Origin of the sequence: Leclercia sp. Marseille-Q4284 (assembly GCF_916618945.1) — a bacterium.
Taxonomy (GTDB): Bacteria; Pseudomonadota; Gammaproteobacteria; order Enterobacterales; family Enterobacteriaceae; genus Enterobacter; species Enterobacter tamurae.
This window is the reverse complement of record NZ_CAKAKG010000002.1, coordinates 288,912-307,056: the sequence shown is the minus strand read 5'-3', so window position 1 is coordinate 307,056 and position 18,145 is coordinate 288,912. Positions and strand designations below refer to the sequence as shown.

At 56.5% G+C, this 18,145-nt stretch carries 15 protein-coding genes and 1 pseudogene; 6 read left to right on the top strand and 10 right to left on the bottom strand.

Annotation, left to right across the window (positions count from 1 at the left end; all coding sequences use genetic code 11):
* Positions 1–16: 16 nt before the first annotated feature.
* Complete coding sequence (locus LG383_RS16185) at positions 17–781, bottom strand: metallophosphoesterase (protein WP_225759663.1); 765 nt, start codon at positions 779–781, stop codon at positions 17–19.
* 117 nt (positions 782–898) lie between these two features.
* Here LG383_RS16185 and LG383_RS16180 point away from each other — a divergent pair, with 117 nt between their 5' ends.
* Both LG383_RS16180 and LG383_RS16175 read left to right on the top strand, forming a co-directional pair.
* A complete protein-coding gene (locus LG383_RS16180) occupies positions 899–1,897 on the top strand; it encodes a type IV toxin-antitoxin system AbiEi family antitoxin (protein ID WP_225759662.1) in 999 nt (332 codons plus the stop codon).
* On the top strand, positions 1,860–2,675 hold the full coding sequence (locus LG383_RS16175; RefSeq protein WP_166181495.1) for a nucleotidyl transferase AbiEii/AbiGii toxin family protein: 816 nt from the start codon (positions 1,860–1,862) through the stop codon (positions 2,673–2,675). Before LG383_RS16180 ends, LG383_RS16175 begins: the two co-directional genes overlap by 38 nt.
* Here the strand turns inward: LG383_RS16175 and LG383_RS16170 are convergent.
* Positions 2,672–3,307, bottom strand: coding sequence for a LysE family translocator (locus LG383_RS16170; protein ID WP_225759661.1), 636 nt, complete (start codon positions 3,305–3,307; stop codon positions 2,672–2,674). The two genes, LG383_RS16175 and LG383_RS16170, sit on opposite strands and share 4 nt — an antisense overlap.
* A 47-nt stretch (positions 3,308–3,354) precedes the next feature.
* A pseudogene (locus LG383_RS16165) lies at positions 3,355–4,097 on the bottom strand (helix-turn-helix domain-containing protein).
* A gap of 200 nt (positions 4,098–4,297) precedes the next feature.
* On the opposite strand from LG383_RS16165, the gene LG383_RS16160 reads away from it, so the two are divergent.
* The 4 genes from LG383_RS16160 to LG383_RS16145 all read left to right on the top strand — a co-directional run bounded on the left by LG383_RS16160 (position 4,298) and on the right by LG383_RS16145 (position 9,105).
* Complete coding sequence (locus LG383_RS16160; protein ID WP_225759660.1) at positions 4,298–4,585, top strand: BrnT family toxin; 288 nt, start codon at positions 4,298–4,300, stop codon at positions 4,583–4,585.
* The gene (locus LG383_RS16155; RefSeq protein ID WP_225759659.1) at positions 4,572–4,874 is read left to right on the top strand and encodes a BrnA antitoxin family protein; all 303 of its coding nucleotides are present in this window, start codon (positions 4,572–4,574) and stop codon (positions 4,872–4,874) included. The genes LG383_RS16160 and LG383_RS16155 overlap by 14 nt, the downstream gene beginning before the upstream one ends.
* A 105-nt stretch (positions 4,875–4,979) precedes the next feature.
* Positions 4,980–6,350: an NAD-dependent succinate-semialdehyde dehydrogenase gene (locus tag LG383_RS16150; RefSeq protein WP_106995688.1), complete on the top strand. Its 1,371-nt coding sequence runs from the start codon at positions 4,980–4,982 to the stop codon at positions 6,348–6,350.
* A gap of 217 nt (positions 6,351–6,567) precedes the next feature.
* Positions 6,568–9,105, top strand: a complete 2,538-nt coding sequence (locus LG383_RS16145) for a penicillin G acylase (RefSeq protein ID WP_225759658.1) — start codon at positions 6,568–6,570, stop codon at positions 9,103–9,105.
* A gap of 93 nt (positions 9,106–9,198) precedes the next feature.
* Here LG383_RS16145 and LG383_RS16140 read toward each other — a convergent pair whose 3' ends face one another.
* The 7 genes from LG383_RS16140 to LG383_RS16110 form a co-directional block, all read right to left on the bottom strand.
* Entirely contained in the window at positions 9,199–9,744 is a 546-nt protein-coding gene (locus LG383_RS16140; protein ID WP_225759657.1) for a YfaZ family outer membrane protein, read from the bottom strand.
* A gap of 332 nt (positions 9,745–10,076) precedes the next feature.
* On the bottom strand, positions 10,077–11,030 hold the full coding sequence (gene yjiA / locus LG383_RS16135) for a GTPase (RefSeq protein WP_106995690.1): 954 nt from the start codon (positions 11,028–11,030) through the stop codon (positions 10,077–10,079).
* Between the two features lie 10 nt (positions 11,031–11,040).
* Complete coding sequence (locus LG383_RS16130; RefSeq protein ID WP_032616354.1) at positions 11,041–11,244, bottom strand: YbdD/YjiX family protein; 204 nt, start codon at positions 11,242–11,244, stop codon at positions 11,041–11,043.
* Positions 11,245–11,337: 93 nt separating this feature from the next.
* Positions 11,338–13,488 carry a carbon starvation CstA family protein gene (locus LG383_RS16125; protein ID WP_225759656.1) on the bottom strand — a complete coding sequence of 717 codons (2,151 nt, stop codon included), beginning with the start codon at positions 13,486–13,488 and terminating at the stop codon, positions 11,338–11,340.
* A 220-nt stretch (positions 13,489–13,708) separates the two neighbouring features.
* Positions 13,709–14,596 (bottom strand): YafY family protein, encoded by an 888-nt coding sequence (locus LG383_RS16120; RefSeq protein WP_106995692.1) that lies wholly within the window; start codon positions 14,594–14,596, stop codon positions 13,709–13,711.
* A gap of 203 nt (positions 14,597–14,799) precedes the next feature.
* Positions 14,800–16,044 (bottom strand): capsule biosynthesis protein, encoded by a 1,245-nt coding sequence (locus LG383_RS16115; protein WP_225759655.1) that lies wholly within the window; start codon positions 16,042–16,044, stop codon positions 14,800–14,802.
* A gap of 85 nt (positions 16,045–16,129) precedes the next feature.
* On the bottom strand, positions 16,130–18,133 hold the full coding sequence (locus LG383_RS16110; RefSeq protein ID WP_225759654.1) for a capsular polysaccharide biosynthesis protein: 2,004 nt from the start codon (positions 18,131–18,133) through the stop codon (positions 16,130–16,132).
* Positions 18,134–18,145: the final 12 nt, after the last annotated feature.

Genomic DNA, 18,145 nt, shown 5'->3' with positions numbered 1-18,145 from the left:
CACGATTTGACTTTGTTCATGTTTCGTGAACATTATGTATTCGTGAACAGTCAAGGGAAGTTATTGTCAGCCCGGCACTGCATAAACAGAGCGTCTCGCTCGCGGTATCGAATAACCCGAGCCCGGACTGAGGGTGGCGAGGTGGCAGGCCAAAATCCAGGTTCAGCGTGTTTTCACGTAAACAACGTGACGGCTCCACCGGCGTATGGCCGCAAATCACTAAATCGATACCGGCGACAGGTGTTGAGACTGTGAGTCTGCGGCGACGGCGGCCAACGAGACAGCTGTGATGCGCGGCGGGATGTTGTTGCCAGAGCGCCTGTAAGAATTCGTCGAAATGATGCATGTTCTCCGGGATTTCGGCGTGAAGCACCGCAAGACGTCGCTCGCCCGCAGAAACTAAAATCACCATGGGCAGATTTTCTATTTTCTTGCACAGCGCAGCCCGTTCATCTTCGGCCAGGGCAAAAAACCAGCCGCCTCCGTCAGCAATGATCTGTTCTTTTTTCGACATTTTGGCTGAATGGCTGGCCCGGTGCCAGTTGATAAGATTCTGTTCATGATTGCCGCGCACGGAAAAAAACCATGGGTGGTTAAGCAGATGCAGGCACTCCAGCGGTGAATCGCCGCGATCAAAAAGATCGCCAGTGACGATGAGGCGATCGCGCTGGGGCTCGAAATGAACGTGGCTGAGTAAGGCTTCCAGCATCGTCCAGCGGCCGTGTAAATCCCCGAGGATAAAATCCCGTCCGGCCGTGTCTGGCAAAAGTGAAACAATCATAAGGTTTCCATTCCGTTGAACCTGTGGATACTAAAACATCAGTTGCAGGTAGCGAAGGTTTGTTCATAAAATAGCAGCGTTCATGATGCGTGAACAATAAAAGGGCGTGAACAAGCGATGACGGAAAACGATATTATAGAGAGTCTCTTTGACCAGCTTCCCGCGGAGCTGAGATTTCTTGATTTTGTCTCCTCGCAGTCCGGGAAAGACTACGGCGACGACGGCATTCTGAAGATGAGCATCCCTGGCAGTGAAGCGATCGCTTTTAATGTGGAGATAAAAACGCAACCACGACGATCCTGGCTTGAGCAATGGCACATGCGGCATCAAAACGATCCCTTGCCACCCCTGGTTGCATGCCTTTACCTCTCTCCCGCACTTCAACAGTACTGCGTCGAACATAATATCAACTTTATTGATGGGGCAGGAAACGCCCGAATTGTGGCCCCCGGCATCTATATCCATATCAGCGGCAAGAAGGGGGAACGGGCCACGCCTTCAGGCACCGTCTCTGTCGGTATCATGAAACTGCTGTTTGTTTTGCTCGCGGATGACAAGGCCATTAACTATACCTATCGGGAGATAGCGCAACTGGCGGGAATTTCGCTGGGCATGGTCAGCAAAGGCTTTGATTATCTGGAGAGTAAAAACCTCTACCGCGTGAGTCAGGGCGGACGGCGTTTAACCCGTGTTAACGATCTCTACTGGCTGTGGGTACAGGAATATCCTTTAGTGTTGCGGCCCAAACTGAAGACGCTGAAGATGCAGGGTGAAGTGCAATGGAGTGACAACCTGTTATTAGCGGGTGAATGCTGGTCGGGGGAGGTTGCAGGTCACATTCTCAGCGGGGGGTATTTGCATCCGGAAAACGTGAAATTATTTACCCCTTACAGCTTCAATGAGCGGCGGAAAAAACTTGATATGCGTCCCACACCCTCCGGAAATTGGGAGTTGATTGAGTGCTTCTGGGGAGAGACATTTCCTGTACGCGAAAATGAACGCGCCTGGGCGTTGTTAACCATCGCTGAGCTACTGGCGACCAATGACGATCGCAACATTGAGACAGCGAGAAAAATTAATGAAAAATACCTTCACATTACAAAGCCCACTGTCTGAGAACATTAGCGCCACGCTGGCGCGTATCTCGACCGTTTGCCGCGAGGCGCAATGCGACTTTTTTGTTGCCGGTGCGATGGCACGTGAAGTGGTATTAACGCATCTTTATGGCCGAAATAGCGGACGGCATACGCGTGATATTGATATTGCTGTCCTTATTCATCGCTGGGACGATTTTCATGCGCTAAAAGCGGCTATGCAGGCGCAGGGGGCAATTGAGATACCGGGTAAAGTGCAGCGCCTGTTATGGGAAGGGGTCGAGGTCGATATTTTACCCTTCGGCGAGATTGCACGGGGCAATGAGATCCTCTGGCCGCCGGAGCTGGACGTGGCGATGTCCGTCGAAGGGTTTGAAGAGGCATATGCTAATACCCTGACGATTGAGATACCCGGTTGCGGCGACGTGCGTTTCTGTTCCTTGCCTGGACTGCTGCTGCTAAAACTCTTCGCCTGGCGTGAGCGAGGGGATGAATTTACCAAAGACGCCATTGATATCCACAAGATCCTGCATGAGTATCATCACGTTGAAGAGTCTCGTCTTTACGATAACGGCGAATGGGGCGATAGCGTGGAGTGGGACCCTGAACGCATGGGTGCGCTGCTGGCGGGCAGCGATGTGGCCGCACTGATGACCGACGAAAACCGAGCCAGCCTTCAGCAGTTTGATATGCAAAAACTGGTAGATGCCATGGTGCGGCAAAACCTTGATGTGAATGCGGCGCACGTTGAAAACCTGGTCAGTGATTTCTGGCGCACGCTGCTGGAAACACCCGCTTAAAAACGCATGACTATTATCCAGGTACCAAACCCTATCAGCACCACCCCTGCCACGCGCTCAATCTTCCAGAGGTTGTTGCTCAGCCGCCGTTGTACGCTGGGCAGGGCGATAAACGACACCACCGCCAGATCCCACATCAACACCACCGTGACCATCCAGATCCCGCTGACCGACTGCTGCAACAGGGTGACGTTCGGGCCGAGCAGCGCGGTCATCAGCGCCAGATAAAAGAGCGCGTTTTTCGGATTTAACACCGCCGACCCCAGCCCCAGCAGGAACTGTCGGTGCCAGGAGGGGCGCTCCGGCTCGGCCCTATCCAGTGCCAGCGTGCGGGCGCGGCTTTGCGCCAGATGCCAGCCGATCCACAGCAGATACAGCGCGCCCAGCAGTTCAATAATACTGAAAAGCAGCGTGAACTGACGCAGCGCGCTCCAGCCCAGTATCACCAGCAGGATATAGAGCCCGTTACCCGCGGCGATCCCCACGCACAGCCCGGCGCTGCCGCGCAGGCGGTGGCGGGCGGCGAAGCCCATCAGCAAAAAGAAATCCGGGCCGGGGCTGAGCAGGGCGACAAAATGCGCCAGCGCGAGGGCCAAAAAAGCGGGCGGGAAGAGAGTGGTTAGCAGTTCCATAGTGACCTCATCAGCAAAACTGAGGTCAGGCTACGCCGACGCGGGCGCTAATTATTGTCGGATATTGATCGGCCGGTGGCGTACTGGCGTGGGGTGGCGGCCGTGTAGCTGACAAAGGTTTTATGGAAGTGGCTCTGATCGGCAAAGCCGCTCTGGTAGCTGACGTCGGCAATGTCATCCCCGGCACGCAGGCGCGCTTTGGCGAACTCTATCCGTGAGATGGCAAGAAAAGAGCCCGGCGTCAGGCCGGTATCCTGCTTAAAGGTTCTGATAAGCGTCTCTTTGCGCAGTGAGAAGCGTTGGGCTAATACGTCCAGCGACGCGGTGTTTGCAGGCTGTGGCGTAGCGTCTGCTGAAGCGCAAGGCTGGTGGGGCGAAGCGGGGAGGACGGCGTTGACCGGGCGGCAAGCAGGGAGAGAAGCCTGTCGATGGCCGGGGCTGAAAGCGTTTCAACGACGGTCAGATACTGGCGAAACAGCGCCTCATTGCGGATCACCTGCATGGCGGGCTGAAGGTCGGTTTCCAGATAGAGCATATGGTAACTGCGCGGCTGTCCGGCGATCGGATTACAGCTGTGCGGCATCTGCGCGGGGATAACAATCAGATCGCCAGGGTAAAGGGTGAACGGCTCGCCGTTGCAGGTGCAGCAGGTTTGCCCCTCCAGGATGGCACCAATGGACAGCTGTGCATGGCTGTGACGCTTATAGGCCAGGGTGCTTTGCCAGGTGCTGCGTAGCTCCACGCCGGGCTGGCGAAGGAAGGTCTGATTAACGTGGCGCGTGTGGGTCATGGTGATTACCGGTAAGAGGGATAAGGGGGTTATAGCATGATGGGGCCATAATCCCTCTCTTCATTTTGGCAACTTCCCGTACACATTGCATTTTTTCTCGAGCATGCTTCCAGAATTGTTGATTCATCGGTGAATGTGAGTGTGTTTTTTAATCTTATTGTATAGTCTTTTTTGTATATACAAAAACAAGGGAGTAGACTATGCCAACGGAGTTTGAGTGGGATGCAAACAAGGCGAAAAGCAATCTGCATAAACACGGGATCCGCTTTGAAGAGGCAGTATCCGTTTTTGACGATCCTTTTCATTTATCAAGACAGGATCGCTACGTAAATGGTGAGTATCGTTGGCAAACGATAGGTTTGATTAACGGCGTTGTGGTGATCGTTGCCGTACATACCGTTCGTTTTGAGAGTGGGGCTGAAATTATTCGTGTGATTAGCGCCCGTAAGGCAAATCTGAAAGAGAGGAATCTTTATGAGCATCATTAAGCATAAACGCGGCGAGGCAGAACAGCCTGGTCCACAGCGAGAAGCTGAACTGAATGCGCTGGCCAAAAAGCGGGATGATGAGATCGACTACAGCGACATCCCTGAAACGACCGATGAACAGTGGTCTGATGCGGTGCGCGGCAAATTTTATCGCCCGCTAAAAACCCAGGCTTCGGTGCGTATTGATGCCGATGTCATGGAGTGGCTCAAACGTCCCGGGAAAGGTTATCAAACTCGCCTGAATGCCATTTTGCGTGAAGCTATGTTGCGTGAACTCAGCAAAAAATAACCGCTGCCACCCACCGGGTGGCGCGCCATGTATACCTAACTTTACCTGCAAACCCAGCCATTTTGACTACCCTTAATACCCAACGCGGTAAAAAAGGAGGCAACAATGGCCTATCAGACAGTGAATCCTGCCAACAACAAACTCATCAAAGAATATCCTTCTCATACCGATGCTGATGTCGAAGCGGCACTGAGCACCGCTGATGCGCTCTACCACTCCGACTGGTCGAAGGGCAGCATGGATAAACGCCTGGCGGTGCTGCATAAGCTGGCGGATCTGATTGATTCCCGTACCGAAGAGCTGGCGAAAATTGCCAGTGAGGAGATGGGTAAACTCATTGCCCAGAGCCGCGGCGAGGTTAAACTCTGCGCGCAGATCGCCCGCTACTACGCGGATAACGCGAAGCAATTTCTTGCCCCGGTGAAATACCCGTCTGAGATGGGCGAGGCGTGGGTGGAGCATCACCCGATTGGCGTGGTGATGGCCGTCGAGCCGTGGAACTTCCCTTATTACCAGCTGATGCGCGTTCTGGCCCCGAACCTGGCCGCGGGTAACCCGGTGATCGCCAAACATGCGAGCATCGTTCCGCACTGTGCCGAGACTTTCGCCCATCTGGTGCGTGAAGCTGGTGCACCGGACGGGGCATGGACTAACCTGTTTATCTCTTCAGATCAGGTAGCAACTATCATCGCGGACGATCGTGTGCAGGGTGCGGCCCTGACCGGGTCCGAGAAGGCTGGTAGCATAGTGGCCGCGCAGGCGGCGAAGCACATCAAGAAATCGACCCTCGAACTGGGCGGCAACGACGTGTTCGTGGTCCTGGACGATGCGGATCTGGAGAAGGCGGTGAAGATCGGCGTCAACGCGCGCCTCGCCAATGCCGGGCAGGTCTGTACCGCCGCCAAGCGCTTTATCCTGCATGAGAAGGTGGCCGAGCAGTTCCTCGAGAAATACACCGAGGCATTCCGCAACATCAGGATCGGCGATCCGCTGGACGAGAGCACCCGGCTGGGGCCGCTGTCCTCAAAAGATGCGCTTGAGACCCTGACGAAACAGGTGGACGAGGCGGTGAAGAATGGTGCGACGCTGCATTACGGCGGCAAACCGGTCCAGCGCGAGGGCAGCTTCTTTGAGCCGACCATTCTGACCAACATCACCCGGGATAACCCCGCCTATTTCGAAGAGTTCTTCGGCCCGGTAGCGCAGATCTACGTGGTGAAAAATGATGACGAGGCAGTGAAGCTCGCCAACGACTCGCACTACGGTCTGGGCGGCGCGGTGTTCAGTAAAGATATCGATCGCGCTAAAAAGATGGCCTCGAAAATCGAGACCGGGATGGTGTGGATTAACTGGCTCACCGATACCGCTGCAGAACTGCCTTTTGGCGGCGTGAAGCGCTCCGGTTACGGGCGTGAGCTGTCGGATCTGGGGATTAAAGAGTTTGTGAACCAGAAGCTGGTGGTGATTCGCCGCTAGCTATTTTCCCCTCACCCTGACCCTCTCCCCACTGGGGAGAGGGAATAAACCAGTAGTCGCTAATAAATGATTCGAATAAATGTGATTCAGCATTATATTTGTGTCACAAATTAGCTAGCGCCCTCACAGTTCGTAGAGAAACTATCCCCCTGTTCTGGCTATGCATTGACCTGTTGCTAGTATGAATTCGCTAATCATACACCTGCAAGAGGATACAATGATAAACAGAAATCGTATGATCGTGAACTGTATTATGGCCTCCCTGGCCTGTTCATGGACCCTGACAACGCAGGCGGAAAGCGCCTCTACCGCAGTAAAAATCGTACGTGATGAGTACGGTATGCCCCATATCTACGCCGATGATACTTACCGTCTGTTTTATGGCTACGGCTATGTCGTGGCACAGGATCGCCTGTTCCAGATGGAGATGGCGCGGCGCAGCACCCAGGGTCAGGTGGCGGAAGTGCTCGGCAGTACCTTTGTTAAATTCGACAAGGATATCCGCCAGAACTACTGGCCGGATTCGATCCGGGCGCAAATCGATGCGCTCAGCGCAGATGATAAAGCCATTCTGCAGGGCTATGCCGACGGGATAAACGCCTGGATCGATCGGGTAAACAGCGACCCTGACAAACTCCTGCCGAAGCAGTTCACGACCTTTGGCTTCACGCCGAAACATTGGGAAGCCTTTGATGTGGCGATGGTGTTTGTCGGCACCATGGCAAACCGTTTTTCAGACGCCACCAGTGAAATCGATAACCTTGCCCTGCTGACCGCGCTAAAAGATAAGTATGGCGACAAAGGGATGGCAGTCTTTAACCAGCTGAAATGGCTAGTAAACCCGGCGGCGCCGACCACCATCGCCCCGCAGGAGAGTCAGTACCCGGTTAAATTTGACCTCACCACCACGCAAACCGCCGCCCTGTTGCCGCGTTACGATATGTCGCCGCCTATGCTGGATCGACCGGCCAAAGGTGATGATGGCGGCCTGCTGGCGCTGACCTCGGCGCAGAACCGCGAGACGATCATGGCCCAGTTTGCTCATGGCGGGGCCAATGGCCTGGCGGGCTATCCCACGACCAGCAATATGTGGGTGTTGGGCAAGGGCAAAACCCAGGATGCCAAAGCGATCATGGTCAATGGCCCGCAGTTCGGCTGGTATGCGCCAGCCTATACCTACGGCATTGGGCTGCATGGCGCAGGTTATGATGTCACCGGCAATACGCCGTTCGCCTATCCGGGGCTGGTATTCGGCCATAATGGCACCATTTCCTGGGGTTCAACTGCCGGATTCGGCGATGATGTCGACATTTTTGCGGAACAGCTCTCCGCTGATAAACCCGGGCACTACCTGCATAACGGCGAGTGGATCAAGATGCTCAGCCGCGAAGAGAAAATCGCCGTGAAAGACGGGCAGCCTGAGACCTTCACCGTTTATCGCACCCTGCATGGCAATGTGATCAAAACCGACCCGGCCACGCAAACGGCTTACGCCAAAGCGCGCGCCTGGGATGGCAAAGAGGTGGCATCCCTGCTGGCATGGACCCATCAGATGAAGGCCAAAAACTGGCAGGCGTGGACGCAGCAGGCGGCGAAGCAGGCGCTGACCATCAACTGGTATTACGCCGATATCGACGGCAACATCGGCTATGTGCATGGCGGGGCTTACCCGCAGCGTCAGCCGGGACACGATCCGCGTCTGCCGGTGCCGGGTACCGGGAAGTGGGACTGGCAGGGCCTGCTGCCGTTTGATCTCAATCCTAAGGTCTATAACCCTAAATCGGGCTATATCGCCAACTGGAACAACTCACCCCAGCAGGGCTATCCGGCTTCGGATCTGTTTGCCTTTTTATGGGGCGGGGCAGATCGCGTTACCGAGATTAGTCAGCTTATCGATAAACAACCGACCTTCACCTATGAGCAGGCCTGGGATCTGATTCGGCAGACCAGCCGTCAGGACCTGACCCGTCGCCTGTTTTTACCTGCTCTGCAAAACGCGACCGCGCAGCTGCCTGCCAGCGACCCACGCCAGCAGCTGGTGAAATCGCTCAGCGACTGGGATGGCGTGAATCATCTCCATGATGATGGCAAAACCCTGCAACAGCCAGGTTCGGCGATCCTCAATGTCTGGCTGACCAGCATGCTGAAAAAGACCGTGGCAGCAGCCGTACCGCAACCATTCGATAAATGGTATAGCGCCAGCGGCTACGAGACCACGCAGGATGGGCCGACCGGATCGCTGAACATCAGCGTGGGGGCGAAATTGCTGTATGAAGCCTTACAGGGGGAGAAGTCCGCGATCCCGCAGGCCGTTGATCTGTTTGGCGGCAAGCCGCAGCAGGAGGTGATCCTTGCCGCGCTGCAGGATACCTGGCAGACGCTGTCGCAGCAGTACGGCAACGATATGGCGCAGTGGAAAACCCCGGCGATGGCGTTGACCTTCCGCGCGAATAACTTCTTTGGCGTGCCGCAGGCGGCGCCGGAAGAGGCCGTGCATCAGGCGGAATACCAGAACCGTGGCACGGAAAACGACATGATTGTCTTCTCGCCGACATCGCAGGAAGCGCCGGTGCTGGCGTGGGACGTGATGGCACCCGGACAGAGCGGTTTTATCGCCCCGGACGGTACGCCGGATAAGCATTATCGCGATCAGCAGAAACTGTATGAAACCTTCGGGCGTAAACCGCTGTGGTTAACCCCGCAGGAAGTGGCGGCGCATCAGGAGTCGCAGGAGATATTGCAGGTGCAGCGGTAAGAGTGGGGCCGTTTTGCCCGGCGACGCTGCGCTTGCACGGGCCTACAGTTTTGTAGGCCGGGTAAGCGCAGCGCCACCCGGCAGTTTTTTTGGTTAGAAGCTTACGCCGCCGCCAACATAGGCGCCGTCAATCAGGGTGTGGTTTGGACGACCGTCTTTGCCGTCAACGCTCACGTGGCGGTAACCCACTTTCAGCGTAACAGGTTTAACTGGCGTCCAGCTTACGCCGCCGTTAGCTTCAACGTAGTTTTTAACGCTGTTGTTCAGGCCGTCTGGTGCCACGTAGCCTTCACCAAACACGTTGATGCTGTCGGTCAGCGCTACGTTCACGCCGCCACCGACCGGGAATGCCACGCCGTTATCGCCTTTTTTCGGGCCGATGTAGATCGCTTTCGCACCGGCATTCAGCATCACCGGGCCGACTTCAAAGTTGTAGCCTGCGCCAACGCCACCGGTCTGGGTGCCGTCATCGGTATTTTTCAGCCAGTTGCTTTCGGCATACAGGCCGGAAGAGGATTTACCCATTTCCACATTCAGGTTGGTGAAGTTTTTACCCTGTTCAATGCTGCCGCCCATGGCCAGAGCAGAACCTGATACAGCAGTCAGCGCAGAAAGGAGAAGGATATTAAGCTTTTTCATGTTTTATGCCTCGTCATCAAATTAATCTGAGGGCACCTTAACAAGCGACGTTTATGACTGCAAATGTGATCGGGGTCGGATTTTTATGCTGATTGTGTGAATTTATTTCAGTGTTATTGTTGCGGAATGGTGACTTTGTTGCGGGGTCAATCTTTGATTTAAGCGTGTTTAAGATCGATTTAGTTTATTCCCTAAACAGACGCTGAATAGCGCACAGATAAGCGTGTGCGGCGGAATAATGAAGATGAGTTTACTTACGCAAGCCGATTTGAGTTTTACAGTTTCTAACCTTTATTTACACTCCCTTTGGGTGAAAAAAGGGAGTGCCGATGTTATTTCTTCAATTCAGCAAACCCCGCGCGGATCTCCTCTTCGGGCAGTTCAATCCCGATAAACACCATCACGCTGTGCGGCGTTTCCTCGCCCCACGGGCGGTCCCAGTCGGCGCTGTAGAGCCGCTGCACGCCCTGGAACAGCAGGCGGTTTGGCTCGCCGTCGATCCACAGCATCCCTTTGTAGCGCAGCAGTTTGTCGGCAAACGACAGGAGCAGGTTCTCCATCACCCGGGAGACGTCGCTAATATCTACCGGATAATCCAGCTCGACCACGATAGAGGAGACATCGTTCTGCTTGTCAGCCATAAAGTGGAAGCGCGGTTTAGCGGTGACGTTCTCTTCCAGCATAAAGCCGTTGGTGTTGAACAGCTGGGCGAGATCGATATCGCCAAAGGTCACGGTGTAAATTGGCGCGCGGGCGTTGATGCGCCCTAAACGTTCGCGCAGTTTTTCGCTCTCACCCGCCACGTCGGTTTTGGTCAGCAGGATGCGGTCGGCGTAGCCCACCTGCGACTGGGCGATGGTGAACTGGTTCATCTGGTCGTCGGCGTGGACCGCATCGACCAGGGCGATCACGCCGTCCAGCAGGTAGCGCTGGCAGAGGATTTCGTGGGAGAAGAAAGTCTGGATGATCGGGCCGGGGTCGGCCATGCCGGTGCACTCAATCACCAGGCGGTCGAAGTCAATCTCACCCCGATCGCGGCTGTCGAGCAGGTCGAGCAGGGCATCTTCGAGTTCATTTGAGCGGGTGCAGCAGATGCAGCCGTTGGTCAGGGTTTTGATCTGAGTGGCGCGATCGCCAATCAGCTGGTCATCAACGGAGACTTCCCCGAACTCGTTTTCGATAACCGCGATTTTAAAGCCGTGTTGTTCGTTGAGGATGTGGCGCAGCAGGGTGGTTTTGCCCGCGCCGAGAAAACCGGTGAGTAGGGTAACGGCAATCGGTGTCATGGTCTCTCCTTTAGCAGCAGCGTACGCCGCCTTCTCCTCCTCCGCCGTAGCGCGCTTCCTGACGCTCGCGGAAGAATTCATTGTAGGTCATGTACGGCTTATCCGGATGGTTGGTCTTCATATGTTCAACGTAGTTGTCATAGTCCGGGATGCCAATCAGCATTTTCGCCGCCTGACCGAGGTATTTTTTAGCTTCGCCTAAGTTACCAAACATTGTGTCATCCAGATAGAAAAAGCCCGGCGAGGGCCGCCGGGCGTTGTTTCCCCTCACCCCGGCCCTCTCCCCAAAGGGGAGAGGGGGAAAGGATTAATGGTGTGAAGAGGTCTTCACGCCGCCTTCCGGCACCGGCACATACGGGGTCTCTTTGTCCGTACGGTCGTCGGCGTTACGCACTTTCATCCAGGTTTTGATGCCGTAGAAGATGATGCTGTACACCACCACCAGGAACAGAATGCTCAGACCCGCGTTGGTGTAGTTGTTCACCACGATATGGTTCATGTTGGCAATCTGCTGCGCCGTCAGCTCGTCGCCTGCCGCAATCTTCTCTTTGTACTGGTTAGCCATAAAGAAGAAGCCTTCCAGCTGCGGGTTGGTGCTGAACAGTTTCAGACCCAGCGCCCAGGTGGTGCAGAGCAGCAGCCACAGAGCCGGGACCACGGTCACCCAGATGTACTTGGTACGCTTCATCTTCACCAGCACCACGGTACCGAGCACCAGGGCTACAGCTGCCAGCATCTGGTTAGAGATCCCGAACAGCGGCCACAGGCTCTTCACGCCGCCCAGTGGGTCGACCACGCCCTGATACAGCAGGTAGCCCCACAGCCCGACGCAGCCCGCCGTACCCAGAACCCCTGCAACCAGAGAGTCGGTTTTCTTCAGGAACGGCACGAAGTTACCCAGTAAGTCTTGCAGCATAAAGCGGCCTGCACGGGTACCGGCATCCAGCGCGGTGAGGATGAACAGCGCTTCGAACAGAATACCGAAGTGGTACCAGAAGCCCATGTCCGCCCATGGCAGCACTTTGTGGAACACGTGGGCAATACCTACCGCCAGGGTTGGTGCGCCACCGGCACGGTTCAGCACCGACGGTTCACCGATGTCTTTCGCGGTCTGCATGATCTGCTCAGGAGAGATCACGAAGCCCCAGGAGCTGACGGTTGCCGCCGCGTGGGCGCTGGCGTCTTTCAGCTGCGCCATGATCAGCGCCGTGTTTTCACCGCCCATCTCATGCAGGTTCGGCATGGTAATGCCCAGACCGGCTGGCGGGGTGTTCATCGCGAAGTAGAGACCCGGCTCGATGATGGACGCTGCCACCAGGGCCATGATCGCCACGAAGGACTCCATCAGCATTGCGCCATAACCGATCAGGCGAGCGTCGTTTTCGTTCGCCAGCAGCTTCGGCGTGGTGCCGGAAGCAATCAGGGCATGGAAGCCAGACACTGCGCCACAGGCGATGGTAATAAACAGGAACGGGAACAGCGCGCCTTTCCACAGTGGACCGGTACCGTCAATGTACTGGGTCACCGCAGGCATTTTCAGCTCCGGGTTGATGATCACGATGCCGATCGCCAGCCCGACGATCACGCCGATTTTAAGGAAGGTCGCCAGGTAGTCACGCGGGGCCAGAATCAGCCATACCGGCAGCAGGGCAGAGACAAAGGCATAGCCAACCAGCACGAAGGTGATGGTAGTGTCTTTGAAGGTCAGCGCCGGGCCCCAGTACGGGTCGTGCGCAATCACGCCGCCGAAGTAAATGGAGGCCACCAGCAGCACAATCCCGATCACCGACACTTCACCCACGCGACCTGGACGCAGGAATCGCATGTAGATCCCCATGAACAGCGCAATCGGTACGGTGGAGCAGACGGTGAACACGCCCCACGGGCTTTCGGCCAGGGCTTTCACCACGATCAGGGCCAGCACCGCGAGGATGATGATCATAATCAGGAAGCAGCCGAACAGGGCGATGGTGCCTGGCACGCGGCCCATCTCTTCTTTGATCATCTCACCAAGAGACGCGCCGTTACGGCGGGAAGAGATAAACAGCACCATAAAGTCCTGCCCCGCCCCCGCCAGCACCACGCCGGCGAGCAGCCACAGGGTACCCGGCAGGTAGCCCATCTGTGCAGCCAGCACCGGGCCGACCAGCGGGCCCGCGCCGGCAATGGCGGCAAAGTGGTGGCCAAACAGCACGTAGCGGTTGGTTGGCACGTAGTTCAGGCCGTCATTGTTAATGACCGCCGGAGTGGCACGCGTCGGGTCGAGTTTCATGACCTTCTGCGCGATATAGAGACTGTAGTAGCGGTACGCTACCAGATAGACCGATACCGAGGCTGCCACGATCCACAGGGCGCTGATGTGCTCGCCGCGGCGCAGGGCCACGACGGCAAGGCAACAGGCACCGAGGATCCCGAGCAGCAGCCAGGGTACGTGCTTAAGTAGTTTTTTAGTGTCCATAATAAAACCTGGTTTTTTAGATGAAAAAAAGGGTCAGGGTTCGCTGTGAGAGATATTGAGTAATGCTGAGGCGATCTTGCCAGAGCCTTACGCGCGTAAAGGAAGGTAAATCGGTGAGTGGTTGTATGGCGGGATGAGCGGTCAAAGGCGAGGGCGAGTGGTTCAGGCTCGCCGTCGCAGGGGGAAATAGTGTGAAGGGGATCACGCCGTCAGGCGCGGTTCACTCCGCGCTGGCCAGATAGTTTTCTAAGGTGCCGACAAATTTCTGCTTAAGCCAGGCCGGTTCCAGCACCTGTATGTTGGGCAGCCAGTAGAAGAGCAGCGGCAGGATCTGGTTCTCATGTGCGGCATGGCAGCGCAGGGTGATCCCCTGGCGCTCTTGCGCCAGAATTTGCTGACCAGGGAGCAGATCGCGGCGCGTAAAATAGTGCGCAATGCTGGTGGGAATAAATACGTCTACCTCAAACGTCTCTTCGCTGACCCAGGGATCGAGGTTTTTTTCCAGCAGGTCGAGGGTGTCATTATCCGGCGTGAAGGTTTCGCTACGAATATCCAGCCACTGGATCAGGCTCAAAGAAAACGATTTCAAACGCTTTTCTTCGGTAGCTTGTAAATACCATATGTTCTTTTTGTTAATTACTTTATAGGGATTAATCTGTCGGGACTTTCCTTTATACAGGATCTGGCAAACCTGCTGGCCCTTAATCGCCTTTTCAAAGGCGGCTAACAGGGCGTGAATATCTTTGGGTCCCGTGCGCTCGGCATCGTTGCCGAGGATCATAATATGGTTTTCCTCGACCCGTGACTCCAGCTTGTCCCAGAACTCACGGCCCGTTGACGGGAAAAAATCATCCACATTCAGAAAGTTAGCAATGACATGATGCAGTCCCGGGCCTGACTGACCCGGACGGGTATGAATAAGCCGGTACTGCCCGTCTCCGCAGCGTTCCACAATGGGCGAAAGTGCATTCAGATCGCGATAGACCGTGCGCTCAGTAATATTAAATTTATGCATCAATGCCTGGCGGGTAACCACGCCGTGTAAATGAAGCTCCAGCAGAATATCAACCAACCTTTCAGCCGAGCGACTCCTGGTCGGAATTGTCATATTAGCTTCCCGTTATTTAAACCATTGCCGTGAATTATGCCGGTGCGGCTGACAAAATATGTCAGTACAGAATTGGGCATAAAAATTTGTCTTAGGTTATAACGGCCAGTTTCGGGATAAACATTAGGGATTTTTGCAACGAAGGGATAAAAGCGGGGGATAGATCGGATTCGCCGGGGCAAATTCCCCGGCGTGGGGAGGAATTATCGTTCGAGTTCGGAATCGGCAAGCGGTGTCGTCAGAGGGACTTCTGTCGGAATGTTAAGCCAGTCGGACTTGCCGTAAAAGACGGCGTTGATCTGCGTGTGATAGAGCAGATGAGTACGAAAACGCTGGAACAACTTTTTATCCGGGGCGAAATTCGCCTGCCAGAACTGGTTCAGCGGCCCCTGCCAGGTTAACCCTTCGATGTCGTACAGCGCTTTGCCCATCACCTTGAGCGGTTTGTTATGGATCAACGCCGACAGGCCTGCCGTGCTGTTGACGGTGATCACCCCCCGGGTGTGAGTCAGCAGAGCGGGCAGGGAGAGATCGTGGACGTAGATCACCCGGCCCGTAATGTTGTACTTCTCGGTCAGCTTGTTGATCAGGGTGCCGTAAAAACGATGGCCGCGATCCATCGGGTGATGCTTGAACACCAGATGGCGCTCTTTCGACGCATGGCGGGCAAAGGAGCGGATCACGGTTTCGATATAGTCACGCACGTCTTTATACGGGCTGTGGTGAATAATCTGGCTGTCGTTATAGACCTGCAAAATCGCCAGGTAGTATTCGTTATCCAGCGTGCCGGTGATATGGCTCAGCATGTTGCGCTGCTGCCAGCGGTACCACAGCTTACGGCGACCGGCGCGGAACCAGCAGCGCATCTCGTACCACGGGGAGAACGACTTGTGGTGGCGGTAGCCGCGGTAGCGATGGCGGCCAAACCAGCCCGCCGCATAGTAGAGCATGGCATGAGCGGCACGGTTAAAGGAGCTAGGCTTCCACGGCGTCGGGGTTTTTACCTCCGGCAGCGGCTGCTCGCGATAATACTTCGCATCGACAGGCATCGACGAGAAGGCGTTCACGCCCCCTTTTTCCAGGGTGATGTAGAACGGCCGGAAATAGCCCTCTTCAAACGCCAGGAAATCGATGGATTTGCTGCGGGCCCACTTCTTCGCTTCGATGTGCATCGGCCGGCAGTCACCAAAACAGACGATGGTGTCGAAGGCGTAGGTTTTGTGTAACTCGCGCAGCCAGAAGGCAAAATTCTTCACTGAGCCGGTGTAGTGCAGCGCGGTCTCTTTCGCGGCATACCATGAGTCCCCGGCATTAAAGCAGACCTGCTTCACTTCACGGTGGCTGCTCTGCAACCAGCTTGCCAGACGTGAAAAGCAGGGGCCCATCGGTCCTTGTAGTAACAGATATCGACGGCCATTCAGCAGATGGCGGATAGCTTGCTCTTCCATTATTTTTCCCAGATCGGTCCGTTGATGAACAGTGTGTAACGGCTTGATGACCGCTTTTCTTTAATAAATCAGGATAAATAGTTCGCTAGCGAAGTGTCTGCGCGAGATAGCTCAGCTTGAGCTGCCAGCGTTGCCAGCGGCTGGCCTTCTGTGACGAGGAATTTCCCTGCACCGCCAGCTGACGGATCAGCTGCTCCGGGCTCATCCACAACCCGCTCTGCCAGTCGATATAACGCGGATAGGCCACCAGCGTCAGGTAGACCAGCGCGGCCAGCGGCAGGGTACGCTGACGGCGCTCAGCAGGGTGGATATCTTCGGTCAACCCCCAGCCGCTGTAGAACGGCTGGCCCCAGGTGGTAACCTTCACCCCCTGCACCAGCGCTTCGAACCCGCTGAGGGAGGTCATGGTGTGCAGCTCGTCGACATGGGGATAGAGACTGGTCAGGCCAAGATCCAGCACCTGACTGTCCACGCAGCTCGCCAGGCATTCGGCCGAGATGGCACCGGCCCGGTTGCCCGCCACCACGTCCGGGTGCGGTTTAAACAGGATATGCGCCTCGGGCCGGGCAGCGCGCACTGCCCACAGCAGCTGCTCGTTGCTGCGGATCACCGGGCTGCCGGTGAGGATCGAGGCATCGCCATCGACCTGGCCCACCACCAGCACCAGCGAACGTCCGTCGCCGGGCGGCGTGAAGGGCTGGACGGTGCCAACGTTATATTTGCTGACCCCATGCTGGCGGAGCAGATCCACCAGCGCCGCACCGCGCGCCAGCGCCTGCTCGTTGAGCGGCTGCTCATTAAGTAACTGCTCCAGCCCGCTCGGACGGCGGCTGTCGAAATAGATCCCCACCGGATCGATGGAGAGCGAAGAGGGGCGGCACAGGTTCGATCCCAACCCCCGGGAGCGGATAAAGCCATCTTCCACCCGGATCGGGTTTGCCAGCTCAGGATAACGGCTGCCCCAGACCAGCACCTGCTCGTCGGCGGCCAGCTGTGCAGGCGGAGTGCGCACGAAGCGCAGCTCCGTGGCCAGCGGCTGGCAGAAGGCGCGCATAAAGGCGCGCTTCCACAGGGAGAAACCCACCATATAGAGGCGGCGATAGCGCGGAGTCGGGGTCAGCTGACCCGCTATGACCTCCAGCACCTGCTCCACTTCGCAACGCTGGCCCAGGACCGGATCCAGATAGCGGGGATAGAGGATTAACGCCGCCACCACCAGCTGTGGCAGGCTAATTTGGGCCTGACGACGTTCACACTGTTTGCTGTCGTGGGTCAGCCCCCAGCCGGCGTAAAACGGCATGCCGAAGCAGTACACCGCTTTGCCCAGCAGCAGGGCTTCAAACCCCATCTGCGAGGAGACGGTATAGACCGCCTCCACCTCATTCAGCAGGGCATGGGGATGGCAGTGCTCGGTGACCAGCTCCACGTCGTCCAGCTGCATCTGCGCCAGCACGCCGCGCTTCTTGCCCAGCCGGGTATCCGGATGGGTGCGCAGCAGCAGGCGGGCGTCAGGGTGATTTCGCCGCGCAGCCGCGACCATCTCAATAAAATCCGCCTCGCTGGCGAGCGCACCGGGGATGGAGAGATCCCCTGCCACCTGGTCGATCAGCAGCACCTTAGGGCGAGCGTCGTTGTGCAGACGGGCAGCCAGCGCGTCGGGCAGGCCGCTGTCGGCGGCATAACAGTTGTACTTGGTGATGCCCAGGCGCAGCAGTTCAGAGATGAGCGCGTCGGCCCGCGCCAGCATGCTGTCATCGCACGGCGTGGCGATCAGCTGCTCCAGGCGGCTCGGCTGGCGAGCGTCGTAGTAAATGCCCACAGGATCGGCGATCAGCGAGACGGCCTTGCCCCCTCTGGCGGGGTGGCCGATATACCCGATAAAGCCATCCTCCAGCTGCCAGTACGGCAGGCCGAGATCCTGGGCTTTCTGTTTGATCTGTCGGGTATTGGCTTTCTGGCCCCAGCCGACCAGCACATCGTCCTGCGCCAGCCGCATGCCCGTTTTAAAGGCGTGTATCGGACGGCCAAGCATCGGCTCGAGCTGTGCTTTTCGGGCCAGGATCCCGGCTGAACCTGTGTAAAATTTCATGTGCGCTCTGTG